Origin of the sequence: Streptomyces sp. A0642 (genome assembly GCF_004795105.1) — a bacterium.
GTDB lineage: Bacteria > Actinomycetota > Actinomycetes > Streptomycetales > Streptomycetaceae > Streptomyces.
On the sequence record NZ_SSBL01000003.1, the window covers coordinates 317,925 to 335,276 of the forward strand.

Annotated in this window: 14 protein-coding genes; 12 read left to right on the forward strand and 2 right to left on the reverse strand. The window is 72.0% G+C overall.

What is annotated here, in order from left to right; all coding sequences use genetic code 11:
* Positions 1-191: 191 nt before the first annotated feature.
* The 7 genes from E6R60_RS08510 to E6R60_RS08540 all read left to right on the forward strand — a co-directional run bounded on the left by E6R60_RS08510 (position 192) and on the right by E6R60_RS08540 (position 6,888).
* Positions 192-923, forward strand: coding sequence for a PIG-L deacetylase family protein (locus E6R60_RS08510; protein WP_136325817.1), 732 nt, complete (start codon positions 192-194; stop codon positions 921-923).
* Positions 924-1,132: 209 nt separating this feature from the next.
* A complete protein-coding gene (locus tag E6R60_RS08515) occupies positions 1,133-2,101 on the forward strand; it encodes an NADPH:quinone oxidoreductase family protein (RefSeq protein ID WP_136325818.1) in 969 nt (322 codons plus the stop codon).
* Positions 2,098-3,285, forward strand: a complete 1,188-nt coding sequence (locus E6R60_RS08520; RefSeq protein WP_136325819.1) for an acyl-CoA dehydrogenase family protein — start codon at positions 2,098-2,100, stop codon at positions 3,283-3,285. Before E6R60_RS08515 ends, E6R60_RS08520 begins: the two co-directional genes overlap by 4 nt.
* Positions 3,282-4,400, forward strand: coding sequence for an acyl-CoA dehydrogenase family protein (locus E6R60_RS08525; protein ID WP_136325820.1), 1,119 nt, complete (start codon positions 3,282-3,284; stop codon positions 4,398-4,400). The genes E6R60_RS08520 and E6R60_RS08525 overlap by 4 nt, the downstream gene beginning before the upstream one ends.
* A 290-nt stretch (positions 4,401-4,690) precedes the next feature.
* Positions 4,691-5,566 carry a phosphatidylinositol-specific phospholipase C/glycerophosphodiester phosphodiesterase family protein gene (locus tag E6R60_RS08530; RefSeq protein ID WP_136325821.1) on the forward strand — a complete coding sequence of 292 codons (876 nt, stop codon included), beginning with the start codon at positions 4,691-4,693 and terminating at the stop codon, positions 5,564-5,566.
* A gap of 138 nt (positions 5,567-5,704) precedes the next feature.
* Complete coding sequence (locus tag E6R60_RS08535; RefSeq protein WP_136325822.1) at positions 5,705-5,899, forward strand: hypothetical protein; 195 nt, start codon at positions 5,705-5,707, stop codon at positions 5,897-5,899.
* Between the two features lie 263 nt (positions 5,900-6,162).
* Complete coding sequence (locus E6R60_RS08540) at positions 6,163-6,888, forward strand: hypothetical protein (RefSeq protein WP_136325823.1); 726 nt, start codon at positions 6,163-6,165, stop codon at positions 6,886-6,888.
* Positions 6,889-6,927: 39 nt separating this feature from the next.
* Here the strand turns inward: E6R60_RS08540 and E6R60_RS08545 are convergent, their stop codons facing one another.
* Positions 6,928-7,245 (reverse strand): hypothetical protein, encoded by a 318-nt coding sequence (locus E6R60_RS08545; protein ID WP_136325824.1) that lies wholly within the window; start codon positions 7,243-7,245, stop codon positions 6,928-6,930.
* Positions 7,246-7,658: 413 nt separating this feature from the next.
* On the opposite strand from E6R60_RS08545, the gene E6R60_RS08550 reads away from it, so the two are divergent.
* Complete coding sequence (locus E6R60_RS08550; protein WP_136325825.1) at positions 7,659-9,056, forward strand: APC family permease; 1,398 nt, start codon at positions 7,659-7,661, stop codon at positions 9,054-9,056.
* Positions 9,057-9,133: 77 nt separating this feature from the next.
* Entirely contained in the window at positions 9,134-9,925 is a 792-nt protein-coding gene (locus E6R60_RS08555; protein WP_136325826.1) for a PepSY domain-containing protein, read from the forward strand.
* A 69-nt stretch (positions 9,926-9,994) separates the two neighbouring features.
* Here the strand turns inward: E6R60_RS08555 and E6R60_RS08560 are convergent, their stop codons facing one another.
* Positions 9,995-11,905, reverse strand: a complete 1,911-nt coding sequence (locus tag E6R60_RS08560) for an ABC transporter ATP-binding protein (RefSeq protein ID WP_136325827.1) — start codon at positions 11,903-11,905, stop codon at positions 9,995-9,997.
* A 285-nt stretch (positions 11,906-12,190) separates the two neighbouring features.
* Here E6R60_RS08560 and E6R60_RS36610 point away from each other — a divergent pair, with 285 nt between their 5' ends.
* From E6R60_RS36610 to E6R60_RS08570, 3 genes are all read left to right on the forward strand, one after another.
* Positions 12,191-12,352 carry a hypothetical protein gene (locus tag E6R60_RS36610; protein WP_168713554.1) on the forward strand — a complete coding sequence of 54 codons (162 nt, stop codon included), beginning with the start codon at positions 12,191-12,193 and terminating at the stop codon, positions 12,350-12,352.
* Between the two features lie 263 nt (positions 12,353-12,615).
* The gene (locus E6R60_RS08565) at positions 12,616-14,433 is read left to right on the forward strand and encodes a SpoIIE family protein phosphatase (protein WP_136326024.1); all 1,818 of its coding nucleotides are present in this window, start codon (positions 12,616-12,618) and stop codon (positions 14,431-14,433) included.
* A 306-nt stretch (positions 14,434-14,739) separates the two neighbouring features.
* Entirely contained in the window at positions 14,740-17,127 is a 2,388-nt protein-coding gene (locus E6R60_RS08570; protein ID WP_240802457.1) for a glycoside hydrolase family 9 protein, read from the forward strand.
* Positions 17,128-17,352: the final 225 nt, after the last annotated feature.

Sequence of the window (17,352 nt, forward strand, 5' to 3'; positions counted from 1 at the left end):
CGACTCCGCCCAGGCCCTAAGGCTGTCCCGCAACTCCTGGCGGGCGCGCGACGAGGGCCACGGCACCTCGCCGCGTTGTCGGAACGCCCGAATCCATCCTGTATGCGGAAGCCTCTCCGTCTTGCGATGCGCCGCATCCGACGTCGCGCGCTGATCCACCAGGAATGCGGGACAGCCCTTAGCCTGCGGGCATGACGGAGCAACTCGAACCCATGCCCACGAACTGGCAGCGCGCGCTCGCCGTCGTCGCTCACCCCGACGACCTGGAGTACGGCTGTGCGGCGGCGGTCGCCGGCTGGACCGATGACGGGCGCGAGATCACCTACCTCCTGGCCACCCGGGGCGAGGCCGGGATCGACACGCTCGACCCGGAGAGGTGCGCGCCGCTGCGCGAGCAGGAGCAGCGTGCGAGCGCGGCGGTCGTCGGAGTCTCCCGCGTCGAGTTCCTCGATCACCGCGACGGCGTGATCGAGTACGGCATCGCTCTGCGCCGCGACATCGCGGCGGCCGTCCGCCGCCACCGGCCGGAGCTGGTGATCACACTGAACCACCGTGACACGTGGGGCGGTGTCGCCTGGAACACCCCCGACCACCGCGCGGTCGGCCGGGCGACGCTGGACGCGGTGGCCGACGCCGGCAACCGCTGGATCTTCCCGGAACTGACCCAGCAGGGTCTCGCGCCGTGGAACGGCGTGCGCTGGGTGGCCGTGGCCGGATCGTCCACGCCCACGCACGCCGTCGACGCGACGGCCGGTCTCGAGCGGTCGGTGCAGTCGCTCCTCGCGCACCGCACGTACATCGAAGTGCTCACGGACGAGGACCCCGAGGCGTACTGCCGCACCTTCCTCACCGGCAACGCGCAGGCGTCCGCCGAGCGCTTCGGGGGCCGCCCCGCGGTCGCCTTCGAGCTCTTCGCGCGCTGACGCCTCTCGGCGCGCCGAACCGTAGGGAGCGGCTCGGCCCGCCCGCGCGCCCGCTGCCCGCCGCAGGCCCTCCCGGGGGCGGGGGCGGGCGCACCCCCATGCCCGCACTCGGCCGGACCGGTCACCGTCAGGCTGTTCCCAGAGGGGCAAGCGACCGCTTAGTATGCGCCGGAGCAGTGGTAATGCCGACAGTCTTGTGGAGGCCCTTCATGCAGGCATGGCGAGTGCACCGGAACGGCGAGCCGAGCGAGGTGATGCGGCTCGAAGAAGTGGACCGGCCCACGCCCGGCGACGGGCAGGTGCTCATCGAGGTGCTCGCGGCGAACATCAACTTCCCCGACGCGCTGCTCTGCCGCGGCCAGTACCAGGTGCGGCCTCCGCTCCCGTTCACTCCCGGGGTGGAGATCTGCGGCAGGACCGAGGACGGGCGCCGGGTGCTCGCCACCCCCGCGCTGCCCAACGGCGGATTCGCCCAGTACGTCGTCGCGGACGAAGCGGCCCTGCTGCCGGTCCCGGACGCCCTGGACGACGCCGAGGCGGCGGCGCTGCACATCGGCTACCAGACCGGCTGGTTCGGACTGCACCGCCGGGCACACCTCCAGGCCGGCGAGACCCTCCTCGTCCATGCCGCGGCAGGCGGCGTCGGCAGCGCGGCCGTACAGCTCGGCAAGGCCGCCGGCGCCACCGTGATCGGTGTGGTCGGAGGCCCCGAGAAGGCCAAGATCGCGGCCGGGCTCGGGTGCGACCTGGTCATCGACCGCAGCACCGAGGACATCGTCGCCGCGGTCAAGGAGTTCACCGGCGGCCGCGGCGCCGACGTGGTGTACGACCCGGTCGGCGGCGACGCGTACGCCAAGTCCGTGAAGTGCATCGCCTTCGAGGGCCGGGTGATCGTCGTCGGCTTCGCCAGCGGCGTCATCCCCACCCCGGGGCTCAACCACGCCCTGGTGAAGAACTACTCCGTGGTCGGGCTCCACTGGGGCCTGTACAACACCAAGGACCCGCAGGCGGTCCGCGACTGCCACGAGGAGCTCACCCGGCTCGCCGAGCAGGGTGTCATCAAGCCGCTCATCAGCGAACGGGTCGCGATGGACGGGGCAGCGGCCGCCGTCCAGCGTGTCGCCGAAGGCACCAGCACCGGCCGCATCGTCGTCCTCCCGTCAGGAGCCGCCCGATGACCGCCCCGGACGCCGCGGACCTGCGCCGCCGCACCCGCGAACTGCTCGCCGCCCACCCACCGGCCACCACGGACCGCACCGACTTCCTCAAGGCGCGCTTCGATGCCGGACTCGCCTGGGTGCACTACCCGGCCGGCCTCGGCGGCCTCGACGCGCCCCGCTCCCTCCAGCCCGTGGTCGACGCCGAACTCGCCGCGGCGAACGCCCCGGACAACGACCCGCGCCGCATCGGCATCGGCCTCGGCATGGCGGCCCCCACCATCCTCGGCTTCGGCACGGACGAACAGAAGCAGCGCTTCCTGCGCCCCCTGTGGGTCGGCGAGGAGGTGTGGTGCCAGCTCTTCAGCGAGCCGGGCGCCGGCTCCGACCTCGCGGCCCTCGGTACCCGTGCCGTGCGCGACGGGGCGGACTGGGTGGTCGACGGGCAGAAGGTCTGGACGTCCAGCGCCCACGTGGCACGCTGGGCGATCCTCATCGCCCGCACCGACCCGGACGTGCCCAAGCACCGCGGTATCACCTACTTCATCTGCGACATGACCGATCCCGGCGTCGAGGTGCGGCCGCTGCGCCAGATCACCGGTGAGGCCGAGTTCAACGAGGTCTTCCTCACCGGCGTCCGCATCCCCGACAGCCGGCGGCTCGGAGCGGTGGGGGAGGGCTGGAAGGTCGCGCAGACGACCCTCATGAACGAGCGCGTCTCCATCGGCGGATCCCGCATCCCGCGCGAGGGCGGCATGATCGGTCCCCTCGCCCGGACCTGGCGCGAACGCCCCGAACTGCGCACCCACGACCTGCACCAGCGCCTCCTGACCCTCTGGGTCGAGGCCGAGGTGGCCCGGCTCGCCGGGGAGCGCCTGCGCCAGCAGCTCGTCGCGGGACAGCCGGGTCCCGAGGGCTCCGGCATGAAGCTCGCCTTCGCCCGGCTCAACCAGGAGATCAGCGGCCTGGAAGTGGAACTCCTCGGAGACGACGGGCTGTTGTACGGCGACTGGACGATGCGCCGACCGGAGCACGTCGACTTCACCGGACGCGACGCCGGCTACCGCTACCTCCGCTCCAAGGGCAACTCCATCGAGGGCGGCACGAGCGAGGTACTGCTCAACATCGTCGCCGAACGCGTGCTCGGTCTGCCCGCCGAGCCGCGCAACGACAAGGACGTCGCCTGGAAGGACCTCTCCCGATGACCGCACCGACCGAACCGAGCCAGGCACCGGACCTGCTGTACTCGGAAGCCGAGGAGGATCTGCGCGCCGCGGTCCGCTCCCTGCTCGCCGACCGGGCCGACGCGCCGACGGTGATCGCCCGCACCGAGTCCGACACGCCGTACGACGCGCAGCTCTGGAGCGCCCTGGCCGCCGACATCGGCGCCGCCGGCCTGCTGGTGCCCGAGAAGCTGGGCGGCCAGGGCGCCAGCCACCGCGAGGCCGCCGTCGTCATCGAGGAGCTCGGGCGCAGTGTGGTCCCGGCGCCGTATCTGACCAGCTCCGTCGTCGCCACCGAGACGCTCCTGGCGCTCGGTGCCGAGGACGGACCGGTGGGCGCGCTGCTCGCCGACCTGGCCGCCGGCCGCAAGGTCGCGGTGCTCGCCGTGCCCTTCTCCGCCTCGGCGTCCGCCCCGCCCGTGCTGACCGGAGCTCTCGACGGAACACTCGGGCCGGTCGCCGACGCGGCGGCCGCCGACGTGCTGCTGGTGCCCACCGGCGACGGCCTCTACGCGGTCGGCACGGACGCCGCCGGTGTCGAGGTCCGGCCGCTCGTCCCGCTCGACCTCACCCGCCCGCTCGCCACGGTCACCCTCACCGGCGCCACCGGCACCCGGCTGGCGGACGCCGCGGCGGCGCGGTCCGCGGTGGACCGCGGACTGCTGGCCGGTGCGGGACTGCTCGCCTCGGAGCAGCTCGGACTCGCCGAATGGTGCCTGACCGAGACGGTGCGGCACACCCGGGAGCGCCACCAGTTCAACCGCCCGGTCGGATCGTTCCAGTCGCTCAAGCACCGCATGGCGCAGCTCTGGCTGGAGGTCGTCTCGGCCCGGGCCGCGGCACGCAACGCCGCCGACGCGCTGGCGACGGGCAGCCCCGACACGCCGTTGGCCGTGGCCGTGGCGCAGGCGTACTGCTCCAAGGTCGCCGTCCACGCCGCGGAGGAGTGCGTCCAGCTGCACGGAGGCATCGGCATGACCTGGGAGCACCCTGCGCACCTGTACCTGAAGCGGGCCAAGGCCGACGCGACGGCCTTCGGAACGGCGGGCCACCACCGCGAGACCGTCGCCGCCCTGATGGAGCTGCCGGCTCCGTAGCGATCCGGCCGGACCCGGAGCGGGGGCGCGTGCACACGCGTCCCCGCTCCACCATGCCTGCGTACCACCATGCCTGCGTACCGCCGTGCCTGCGTACTGCCTGCCGTGCCCGCGTACCGCGGCGGACGGCGGCGCCGGTTCGTGCGGTTCCGGCCACGGCGGGCCGAACGCAGGCCGACGGACGGGCGGCGAACGAGACAACTCTGCCCGACCGCACCCGCGTTGCGGCGGGACGCTTCCATACTCGGTCGCGTCCGCCCGTCCGGCACGCCTCGCAACCGGGAGATCCCATGGCGTTCCCCACCCGCCGCCGCGTCGTCACCACCGCACTGGCCACCGCGGCCACAGGCGCTCTCGTGCCCCTTCCCAGGGCCGCCGCGAGCGAAGCGCCGCGTGCCCTCGGTCCCCGGCCTCTGCCCCGGGCCCACGCGCACAACGACTACCTGCACCCGCGCCCGCTCCTCGACGCACTGGACCAGGGATTCACCAGCGTCGAAGCCGACGTCTTCCTCGTGGACGGTGAACTGCTCGTCGCCCACGAGGCCACCGGTCTCGACCCCGCCCGCACCCTCTCCGCGCTCTACCTCGATCCCCTCCTCGCCAGGGTCCGGGCCAACCACGGCACGGTGTTCCGCGACGACCGCGCACCGGTGCAACTGCTGATCGACATCAAGACGGACGGTGCCGCCGCCTACGCGGAACTCGACCGCCAGCTCCGCCGCCACCGGCAGATGCTGACGTCCTTCCAACACGGCCGGGTGCGGCCCGGGGCCGTCACCGCCGTCATTTCGGGCGACCGGTCCGCCCGTGCCCCGATGGAGGCCCAGCACACCCGGTACGCCTTCTACGACGGCAGGCTCGACGACCTCGGTACCGCGGCGCCCGCCTCGTTCATCCCCCTCATCAGCGGCAGCTGGACCGGGACGTTCACCTGGCTCGGTGACGGGCCGGTTCCGCCCGCCGAGAGGGAGGCACTGCGCGCGATCACCGCCGCCGCGCACCGCGCGGGTCAGCGCGTGCGCTTCTGGGCGACGCCCGACGCGGTGGGGCCGCAGCGCGAGGCGGTCTGGGCCGAATTGCTGGCCGCCGGCGTGGACCACCTCAACACCGACGACCTCGCCGGACTCGCCCGCTTCCTCCGTGACCAGGACCGGCGCGCGCGGTAGGCGGCCGAGCGACGTCTTGTAACCCGGCACCGTCCAGCCGTACCCGTTTGGCGGACACGCCAGTGCGCCGGATGGCTCCTCCGCTCCGCCAGACTGGCGGCGAATGCCGCAATTCCGGCGCGGCGGAGGAGGTTGGGCATGGCCATTTCGATCTCACTGGTGCTGCTTCTGCTGATTCTTGCGGTGATCTTCCTCCGCAACGGCGGACTGAAGATCTCGCACGCCCTGGTCTGCGCCCTCCTCGGGTTCTTCCTCGCGGGGACGAGCATGGCCCCCACGATCCAGGAGGGGCTCACGGCCACCGCGGACGTCGTCAGCAGCATCAGGCCCTGACCCCGCCGCCCGACCCGGCCGGTCCTGCCGCCTACGGCCGCGCCGGCCGGGTCCGGTGGCGCGGAATCGCTCACGAACGGGCTCGACCGCCACCAGAGCATGATCAGTCCGTTCAATGAGCCGCTTCATACGGTCAACCGTGGAGCGTGGTCATCGCGGTGTGAAACGGTTCGGTGGGACACGGGGCGGGCCGGACCGTGGCCTCGCCCGGCGCGGCAACGGCCGCCGGGCGTCGCACCGAGCCGGCCCCGGGGACGGGAGCCATGTCATTTCCTCCTTACGGGCGTGATCCGGGCGCGGTCCACCCCGCACGCCGCGACAGCGGGCGCTGCTGCCGGTGTCAGCAGCGTCCCTGGACGACCGCCGTCGGCAGTGAGCGCCTCTGCGGACCGTGCGCCGCCTGCTGCCGGGAGTGCGGCCGGGCACCCGCCCGCCACCTGGACGGTCTCGACGACGGGCTCTGCGGTGACTGCCGCGGGGTGTGCGGGCGGTGCCGCACGCCGGTCTCGGCCGACGGCGACTGTCATTGCCCCCGGTGGCAGCGGTCCTCGGCGGATCCGGTCGGATATCTGCTGCACGCCCTGCCGGCGCCGCTGATGCGGGAGTTCGGCGGCCGCTGTCCGAGCGAGCTCGTCGAGCTGATCCGGCGGGAACTGGGCGGGCGCAGCCCCGACCAGCTCCTGGAGCGAATCGAGCGGAGGTGGCACGCACGCTGGTCCCACACCCTTCAGGAGAAGGACGAGGAGGGGCGCCGCCGCAGCCCTCTGGAGATCGCCGAACAACTGCTCCGGCCGGGCCTCTGCGCCGAGCCGGCGTGCGAGGACGGGCGGCTGATCACCACCGACTCCCCGTGTCCGCGCTGTGCGCGCCCGCTCCACCGATTCGTCCCGGCGCAGGCCGACCGCGAGCCGGCCTCGGACCGGGCGGGGACCGTCGCAGCCGCGATCAGGCGGGAGATGCTTGACCGCCGGACCGGCGGACGCCGTTGAGGCGCAGGCCCGCCAGGTCGTCGTGTCTTGCCCCGTGGGCTACTCCGCGGCCGCTTCCCCCGCCGCGACGCCCGGTTCCGGCGGCAGCGCGGGGACCCTGGCCGCCGAACCCCGCCGGACCGCCTCCACGACGGCTTCGTGCAGCGAACGGCTCGCTCTCTCCGACGGGCAGGGCACGGGACTGCCCGCCATGGTGAACCAGTCGGCCGCATCGGTGTACTGCACAGTTATCTGTGCCGTGCCCTCGGCCCAAGTGGTGTGGACGGTCAGGTCGCCGGACAGCGGCCCGACCTCCTCGGTGAGCACGCCGCCGTGCCCCGAGTAAACCCCGCGTGTCGTCCAGGACGCCCAAGTCATGGATCCAGGCTCGCACCAAAGGCGGCGTATCGCGACCTACGGGCCAAGGCCCGGAACCGCAGGGGCCGTAGAGCCCGGACGGCGGCGTCCGCGGCGCCGTGGCCCGGGGTCCGCAGAGCACCGGCCCGGGGATCCGCCGGCGAACCCCGGATGGATTTGAACCAAATTTTTCGAGCGGCCGCGCTGCGGTTCCCGCAGTCCCCGATCCCGTTGCCCTGACGCCATCTTGACGGCAAACCGTCGGCCGGTGATCTACGGGCGACGAATTCCGAAGGAAAACAGCTATTGACCTGCGGAAGGCGTCGGTATTGCATGTCGCGTCGGGAGCACCGGAACCATCCCCCATACCTCGTCCCGGAGGCGATACCGCTCCCGCGCTCAGACACCGCACCTGTTGATCGGAACCCGACTCGATGACCGACACGCTCAGCGCTCCACAGGCACTCGCCCCCGCGACCGGACCCACCCCGCAGAAGCTCAAGCGTTCCATCGGCGTCGTCGGAGGGACCCTGCTCACGCTCTCCTGCGTGACTCCCGCCTCCACCCTCTTCGTGGTGGTGCCCGACCTGTTCTCCAGCCTCGGCACGTACACCGCGCTCACCATCGCGATCGGCTCGCTGCTCTGTATCGCGGTGGCCTTCTGTTACTCGGAGCTGGGCACCCTCATCCCCAGCGCCGGTGGCGAGTACGCCATGGTGTCGACGATGGCGGGCCGGCTCGCTGGCTGGCTCGTCTTCGTGCTCTCCCTGCTCGTCGTCATGATCGTGCCCCCGGTCATCGCCATGGGGACCGCCGACTACCTCGCCCCCCTCGTGCACATCCCCGCCTCCCTCGCCGGGGCCGGCGTCATGCTCCTGGCCACCCTCGCGGGCCTCCTCGACCTGCGCGCGAACGCGTGGATCACCGGCATCTTCCTGGTCCTGGAAGTGATCGCCGCAGGCGTCGTCGCCGTCCTCGGGTTCGCCCACGCCGAGCGGGGCGCCTCCGCGCTCGTGCACGGTTCCGTCGCCTCCTCGGGCGGTACGAGTTCGACCGTCACCGCCATGATGGTCGTCTCCGGGCTCGCCATCGCCCTCTTCATCACGCAGGGCTTCTCCACGGCCGTCTACCTCTCGGAGGAGCTGGAGAACCCGCGGCGCAACGTCGCCCGCACGGTCCTCGCCACGCTCGCCATCTCGACGGCCGTCATCCTCGTCCCCGTCATCGCCATCACCCTGGGCGCCCCCGACCTCGCGGCCCTGACCTCCGGCGACCTCAGCGGCATGGTCGAGGCCTGGTCCAACTCGGCCGTCGGCACGTTCGTCAGCCTCTGCGTCGCCCTGGCGATCATCAACGCCGGCATCGTCATGGTCATCCAGAACTCCCGGGTCCTGTTCGCCTCCGCCCGCGACAAGGCCTGGCCCGCGCCGGTCAACCAGGCGCTGTCCCGGCTCGGCCGGTTCGGCTCGCCGTGGGTGGCGACGCTCCTCGTCGGCATCCCCGGAGCGGCCCTCTGCTTCGTCAACCTCGACACGCTCTACGGCGTCACCGGGGTCTCCGTCACGGCCATGTACCTGCTGGTGGCCGTCGCCGCGCTGCTCTGCCGGCGAGGCGCCCACCGCGGCGCACCCGCCTGGCGGATGCCACTCTGGCCCGCCGTCCCCGTGGCGCTCATCCTCGTCCTCGCCTACATCCTGACCCAGCAGGAGCCCGAGTACCTGCTCTGGACCGGCGGGATCACCGCCGTCGCCACGCTGTACTGGGCCCTGTACCTGAGGCCCCGCCGCGCCACCCGGTGGCTGGTGAGCATCCCCGAGGACGAGCAGGCCTGAGACGGGTACTCCGGTGATCGGGTGACTCCGGCAGCGGGGCGTCATGCCTGACCGGCCGTGCGGTTAGGAATGCGGGCATGACATGTGACTCCCCACCTGAGACCACCGGATTCCTCCGCACCCACCGTCTGCGCGCCACCGGCGCCGCGGGCGTCCTCCTGGCCGCGGCCCTGCTCACGGGCTGCGGCCAGGACAGCGGCGACAGCTCGACCGGCACCGCCACCTCGGAGGCCGCGCGCGCCGTCCCGGAGCGGACGGCCAGCGCGTCACCCAGCCCGAGCGCCGCCCTCACCGAGGACCAGACGGACCGCAAGGCACTGCTCGCCTCCACCAAGATCACCTTTGACAAGGCCATCACCAAGGCCGAGGGCGCCGTCAAGGGAAGCAAGCTGACCGAACTCAACCTGAAGGGGCCGGGGGAGGCGGACGACGACACGGACGCCAGTGCGAGCCCGAGCGCCAGTTCCTCGCCCTCCGCTGCCAGCGCCTCTCCCAGCGCTTCGGCCTCGGCGTCCACCGGCCCGGAGTGGGTCGCGTCCGTCGCCGTGAAGGACGGGACCGCGTACACGGTCCGTGTGGACGCGGTCTCGGGCAAGGTGCTCCAGTCCGTCGTGGACCAGGACCAGGACGCCGAGGACAAGAGCGCTACGGTCGACCGCCTCGCCAAGGCGACGCAGACGCCGCAGCAGGCGGCCAAGACCGCGACGGGCAACGCCAAGGGGAAGGTCACGTCCATCGACCTGGAGGACAATGACAAGAACGTCCTCACCTGGTCCGTCGATGTCGTCACCAAGGACTGGAACAAGACCACGATCGGTGTCGACGCGGCCAGCGGCGCCATCACCAGTCAGAAGGTCGATATCGACTGATCTGTCCCCGTCCCCGGCACTCCACACCAGGCTGCCCTCGGTCCGCAAGGACCGGGGGCACTCCCGCTTTCACTCCGCCCGGACGGACTCCGCGTGCGCCCCCTGCGTCTCCCCGGCCTCCGGAGCGGCGAACTGCGTCCGGTACAGCTCCTCGTACCGCCCGCCCGCGGCCAGCAGCTCGGCGTGGGTGCCGCGCTCCACCACCCGGCCCTCCTCGACGACGAGGATCAGATCGGCCGCCCGCACGGTCGACAGCCGGTGCGCGATCACCACGGCGGTGCGCCCCTCCAGCGCCTCGGCGAGGGCCTCCTGCACCGCGGCCTCCGACGTGGAGTCGAGGTGCGCGGTCGCCTCGTCGAGGATGACCACGCGCTGGCGGGCCAGCAGCAGCCGGGCGATCGTCAGCCGCTGACGCTCCCCGCCGGAGAGCCGGTATCCGCGCTCGCCCACCACCGTGTCCAGCCCGTCGGGCAGCGAGGCCACGAGTCCGTCCAGCCGGGAGCGCCGCAGCGCGTCCCAGATCTCGTCCTCGGTCGCGCCGGGCCGGGCCAGGGTCAGATTGGCGCGGACCGACTCGTGGAACAGGTGCCCGTCCTGAGTGACCATCCCGAGCGTCTCGCGAATCGACTCGGCGGTCAGGTCGCGCACATCGATGCCGGCCAGCCGCACGGCTCCCGAATCGGCGTCGTAGAGCCGGGGCAGCAACTGCGCGATCGTCGACTTGCCGGCTCCGGACGAGCCGACCAGGGCGACCATCCGGCCGGGCTCGGCACGGAAGGACACCTCGTGCAGGACCTCCGTACCCCCGCGCGAGTCGAGGGTCGCCACCTCTTCGAGCGAGGCGAGCGAGACCTTGTCGGCCGACGGATATCCGAAGGAGACGCCGTCGAACTCCACGGACACCGGACCCTCCGGCACCTTGCGCGCGTCCGGCTTCTCGACGATCAGAGGCTTCAGGTCGAGGATCTCGAAGACCCGCTCGAAGCTCACCAGCGCGCTCATCACCTCGACCCGGGCGCCCGCCAGCGCCGTCAGCGGGGCGTAGAGCCGGGTCAGCAGCAGGGCCAGGGACACGACGGCCCCCGGCTCCAGACTGCCGCGCAGCGCGTAGTAGCCGCCGAGCCCGTAGACCAGCGCCAGCGCCAGCGCGGAGACCAGGGTGAGCGCCGTGATGAACGTGGACTGGGCCATGGCCGTACGGATGCCGATGTCACGGACCCGGCTCGCCCGGGCGGCGAACTCGGCGGACTCGTCGGCGGGCCGGCCGAACAGCTTCACGAGCGTGGCGCCGGGGGCCGAGAACCGCTCCGTCATCTGCGTGCCCATGGCCGCGTTGTGTGCGGCCGCCTCGCGCTGCATCCGCGCCATGCGGGAGCCCATCCTGCGGGCCGGCACCACGAACACGGGCAGCAGGACGAGCGCGAGGAGGGTGATCTGCCAGGAGATGGTCAGCATCACCGTGAGCGTCAGCAGCAGGGTCACCAGGTTGGAGACCACTCCCGACAGGGTGTTGCTGAACGCCCGCTGCGCCCCGATCACGTCGTTGTTGAGGCGGCTCACCAAGGCCCCGGTGCGGGTGCGGGTGAAGAAGGCGACCGGCATCCGCTGGACATGGTCGAAGACGGCGGTACGCAGATCGAGGATCAGGCCCTCGCCCAGCGTGGCCGACAGCAGCCGGGTCAGCAGACCGAGCCCCGCCTCGGCCACCGCGATCACGGCGATCAGCAGCGCGAGCCGGGTGACCGTGCCGCTCTCCTTGCCCTGGACGATCGCATCGACCACCCGGCCGGCCAGCACCGGTGTGGCCACCGCCAGCAGCGCCATGACGACGCTCAGCAGCAGGAAGCGGTACACCTCGCGGCGGCGCGGCCGGGCGAAGGAGGCGATCCGGCGCACGGTGGCCCGGGAGAACGGTCTGCGGTCCTGCTGGGCGTTCATCGCGCTGTGCAGCGATGACCACGCCGTGACTTCCATACTCATGCGGTGCCTCCGGGGTGCGAAATTGCCTGTGCGGCTCCCGGTGGGCGGACACGGACCGGGGCGCAGGGAGAACGGTATGAGCTCAAGCGGACTTGAGGTCAACAGCTTTCCCCGCGAGGGCGGCGGAAAGAACCGTGCCGAAGACCGGGAAGCGGCAAGAGCGCAGGTCGGCGGCGTGGACGCCCAAGAGCCGGTGCCCTCTGCGGACGCGCGGGAGCACCACGTAGAATCGGCCCCTGTTTCCGGCCGAGCGATGGCGAACACAACCGATTGAGGCAGTGCGACGTGAGTTTCACCGACAGTACCGAGGCACCGATCTACGCAGGACTCGTGGAAGAACACGGGGATGTGGTGGCCGAGGTGCGGCGGGTGGCCGAGGAGACGCTGCGCGAGGCCGACCTGGCGATCGACTTCAGTGACGTGCACAGGGCAGCGGCGTACCGGTAACGGCCGCGGGAGCGCCGCGCGGGGCCGCTGCCGCCCCGGCGGCCAAGCGGTGATCCCCGCCGCCGGACGCACCCGTACGCGCCGCCTCGGGGTCCTTCCCGCCCCGCCTCACACCCCTCACCGGCCACCTGGTCTCCCGCCTCGCGGAGGCCGCGGCCCCCCGTGTCCCGCCGCCGTCACGACCTCTCGTACTGCGGACCCGGCTCTCCCGTCGGAGCATGGAACGGACAGTCGGCGAGGACATCGGGACGAAGGGATGCCGGATGGGTGGTGAACGGCATGAGCCGCCGCCGGACGGGTTCGAGGCCGAGCTGGACCAGATCGAAGCCCTGAACCGTCTGGAAACCCCCCGCCCGGGCCCTCCGGGGCGGGAGGTGCCCGACGGCACGGCCGAGGAGGCCCGACAGCGCGATTCCCTGCTGCTGTCCGCCGGGCACGCCCTCGCCGACGCCGACTCCCTCGACGAGGCGCTGAAGCTGGTGGCGGCCCTGTACACCCCAGAATTTCCGCTGGACGGCCAGGTCGTGTTCAGTGTCGCCGAGGGAACCCTGATCGCCCTGGGGCAGCACGGCTTCCGTCCGGGGGGAGCCGACCGCGGGTTCCGGATGCCGATGACGACCGGCTATCCGGCCGCGGAGGTCGCCAGAACCGGGCGGTCCGTGTACCTCGCCTCCAAGGAGGAGTACCGTCGCCGCTTCCCGGCGACCTGGCACACGTCCGCCCGTGAGAACCGCGAGGCGTGGGCCTTCCTCCCGCTCGTGACCGCCGGCCGGGTCACCGGAGTCTGGCTGACGGCGTTCCGCGCACCGGTGGCGTTCAGCTCGGCGGAGCGTGCGCTGCTGACCGCGACCGGGCGGATGATCGCCCAGGTGCTGGAACGCGCCAGGGCCAGCCGGGCCGAACTGGAACTCTCCCGCGGCCTGCGCCGCAGCATGCGCACCGACGGCCCGGCACTCACGGGCCTGAGCGTGGCCACGCGCTACGTGCCGACCGGCGGCGGCCTCATGGTCGGCGGCGACTGGTACGACAGCATCGACCTGCCCAACGGCCGGCTGGCCCTCGTCATCGGCGACGTCCAGGGACACGACGTGCACGCCGCGGGCCTGATGGCCCAACTGCGTACCGCCGTGCACGCCTACGCCGCCGAAGGGCACGGCCCGGACGCCGTACTGGCACGGGCCTCACGCTTCCTGACCACCCTCGACGAGGACCGGTTCGCCACCTGCCTCTACATCGAGGCCGACCCGTCCACCGGCGACCTGCACATCGCACGCGCCGGACATCCGCACCCGGTCCTGCGCACCCCCGACGGCACCTGTCTGATCAAGCACGTCAGCGGCGGCCTGCCGCTGGGCCTGATGCCCGGCGAGGAGGACTACCCCGTCGACATCGTGCGCCTGCACGACGACGAGGTGCTCATGCTGTGCACGGACGGGCTGATCGAGAACGGCGGCCACGACATGTACACCGGCTGGGTCCGGGTCCGCGACGCGTTCTCGCCGGGTCCCGTCGAGGACCTGGAAGGGATGGCCGACCGGCTCATGGCGTCCGTGCTCGGCCGCGAACCGGGTGCCCCGGAGGGCGACACCGCGCGGGACGGCGACGACATCGCCCTGCTGCTCCTGCGCAGGGACCCCGGAAGGCGACGGGCCGAGGTGAGCCGGCGCCAGCTGATGCTGACGGTGGGCCAGGACCAGGGCGAGGGGCTCGCCGAGGCCCGCGCCGAACTGAAGGCGCTGCTGCACGACTGGGCGCGGCCGGACCAGGTGGACACCGCGGTGCTCCTGGCGACCGAACTCCTCGGCAACGTGCTCGTCCACACCGACCAGGACGGCGCCCTCAACGCGTACGTCACCGGGGAGACCGGCGAGCGCCGGCTGCTCGTCGAGGTCATGGACCGCGGCGACGAGCTGCCCCACCAGCGGACCCCCGGCGAACTCGCCTCCTCCGGGCGCGGGCTGATGCTCCTCGACATCCTGGCCGACCAGTGGGGCGTGCGCCCCGAACCCGAGGGCAAGACAGCCTGGTTCGCGCTCACCGAGGCGTCCCCGGCGGACGCCGGCGACACCGCGACGGCCTGAGACCTTTCGGGCGCGGCGCCCGGAAGCACGGCCCGGGGCGCCACGCCGCGCCTGCCGCGCATGCCGGACCGGCCGGCTCTCCGCCGGTCCGGCAGGCGCAGAGCCGGAGGTTTGGTCGCGCGCCGGTATCGGCGACCGATTCGAAGCACGCGTCCTGCTGAGGTGTTCCTGTCAGAACTGTTGACAGGCTCCCTCGGCAGCTGGCTTCATGAGCAACGCCTATGGGAGCGCTCCCACGCGTGGCGTCCGCGCCCCCCACCGACGTACGGAAGGATTGTTCCGTTGCGCTCGCTCACTTTCCCCCCTTTGCGAAGACGACGCCGACGGGCCGGCCCGGGCCCGTCCGCGCACCGGCCCGGCCGCCCCGGCTCCATCGCGCTGGCTCTCGCTCTCGGTGCCGGTCTGCTGCTCCCGCTGTCGCTGTCCGGCAACGCGGCCGCCGCGCCCGCCTTCGCCTACGGCGAGGCGCTGCAGAAATCGGTGCTGTTCTACGAGGCGCAGGCGTCGGGCAAGCTCCCCGCCGGCAACCGGGTGGGCTGGCGCGGTGATTCCGCCCTCGACGACGGCAAGGACGCCGGGCTCGATCTCACGGGTGGCTGGTACGACGCCGGCGACCACGTCAAGTTCGGTCTGCCGATGGCTTTCTCCACCACCATGCTCGCCTGGGGCGGTGTCGAGGAGAAGGGCGCGTACGCATCCTCCGGACAGCTCCCGTACCTGAAGAACAACCTGCGGTTCGTCAACGACTACTTCCTCAAGGCGCATCCCTCGCCCAACGTCCTCTACGGACAGGTGGGCAACGGCGGGGACGACCACAAGTGGTGGGGGCCGGCCGAGGTGATGCCGATGAAGCGGCCCGCCTACAAGATCGACGCCTCGTGCCCCGGCACCGACCTGGCCGGTCAGACGGCAGCGGCCCTGGCCTCTTCGTCGATGGTGTTCGCGGACAGCGACCCCGCGTACGCCACCAAACTGATCACCCACGCGAAGCAGCTGTACACCTTCGCCGACACCTACCGGGGGAAGTACAGCGACTGCATCACCGACGCGCAGGCGTACTACAACTCCTGGAGCGGGTACAACGACGAGCTGGTCTGGGGAGCGATCTGGCTGTACAAGGCCACGGGCGACGCCTCGTACCTGGCCAAGGCCGAGTCGTACTACGACAACCTCTCGACCGAGCCGCAGAGCACCACCCGGTCCTACCGCTGGACGCTCTCCTGGGACGACAGTTCCTACGGGGCGTACGTGCTGCTCGCACAGCTGACGGGGAAGCAGAAGTACGTCGACGACGCGAACCGCTGGCTCGACTGGTGGACGGTCGGGGTCAACGGGCAGCGCGTGGCCTACTCGCCCGGCGGCCAGGCGGTGCTCGACAGTTGGGGGTCGCTGCGATACGCGGCGAACACCGCCTTCGTGGCGCTCAGTTACTCGGACTGGCTGACCGACGCCACCCGCAAGACCCGGTACCACGACTTCGCCGTCCGGCAGATCGACTACGCGCTGGGCGACAACCCCCGCAAGTCGAGTTACGTGGTCGGCTTCGGCGCCAACCCTCCGACGAAGCCGCACCACCGCACCGCGCACGGCTCGTGGACCGACCAGATGAACAACCCGGTGGAGAGCAGGCACACGCTGTACGGAGCCCTGGTGGGCGGGCCCAGCGCGGCGAACGACGCGTACACCGACGACCGTTCCAACTACGTGAACAACGAGGTCGCCACCGACTACAACGCGGCCTTCACCGGTGCGCTGGCCCGGCTCTACGGCGAGTACGGCGGCGCCCCCCTCGCGAACTTCCCGCCGCGGGAGACCCCGGACGGGCCCGAGATGTCCGTCCAGGCGTCGGTCAACGCGGCGGGCAGCAACTTCACCGAGATCAAGGCGTATCTCGTCAACCGGTCCGCGTGGCCGGCGCGCGCCCTCACCGACGCGTCCGTGCGCTACTACTTCACCCTCGAACCCGGCGTCACACCGGGGCAGATCAGCTTCACCACCAACTACAACCAGTGCGGTCAGGTGACCGGCCCCACACATGAGGCGGGGAACGTCTACTACGTGAGCGTGGACTGCTCCGCCACGGACATCGCACCGGCCGGGCAGTCCGCGTACCGCAAGGAGGTGCAGTTCCGGATCACCTCGGCCGGGGCCTGGGATCCCGCGAACGACTGGTCCTACCCCTCGTCGGCCACGACCCCCGGCACCACGCCCGTGGACGCACCGCACATGGTGCTGCTGGAGGGCACCGCGCCCCAGTGGGGGAGCGCGCCGGACGGCACCGGCCCCGAGCCCACGCCGGACCCGACCACGACCCCCGACCCGACGCCCGGTCCGACGACGACCCCGGATCCCCCACCGACTCCCGGCCCGACCGGTACGCCCGGTTCCTGCGCGGTCGCCTACCGGGTCAGCCAGTCGTGGGGGAGCGGATTCACGGCGGACGTCACGGTCCGGAACACCGGAACGGCCCCGGTCGACGGCTGGCAGCTGGGCTTCGCCTTCGGCGGGGCGGAGAAGGTGACCAACGCCTGGAACGCGACCGCGACCCAGAGCGGCTCCCGCGTGACGGTGAAGAACGCGACCCACAACGCGGCGATTCCGGTGGGCGGTTCCGTCTCCTTCGGCTTCCAGGCCGGGGGTGCGCCGGCACAGGCGCCGTCCCCCTTCACCCTCAACGGGACGGAGTGCGGCTGACCGCCTCGGGGGGCTGTCCGAAGACAGCCCCCTTCGGGCCCGGGGGAGGCCCAGGCGCGTGAGGAAGGGACCGCCGCAGCCCGTTTCCTGCCGGCAATCACGTCGTAACACGCCCTCCCTACCGTCGTTCGCACACCGGTCATGGCTGCAACGGCCGGTGCGTGACCGGCATCCTCCGGTGCGAACCAGCCATCTTCCACCACGTATTGAGGGAGGAACGATGGC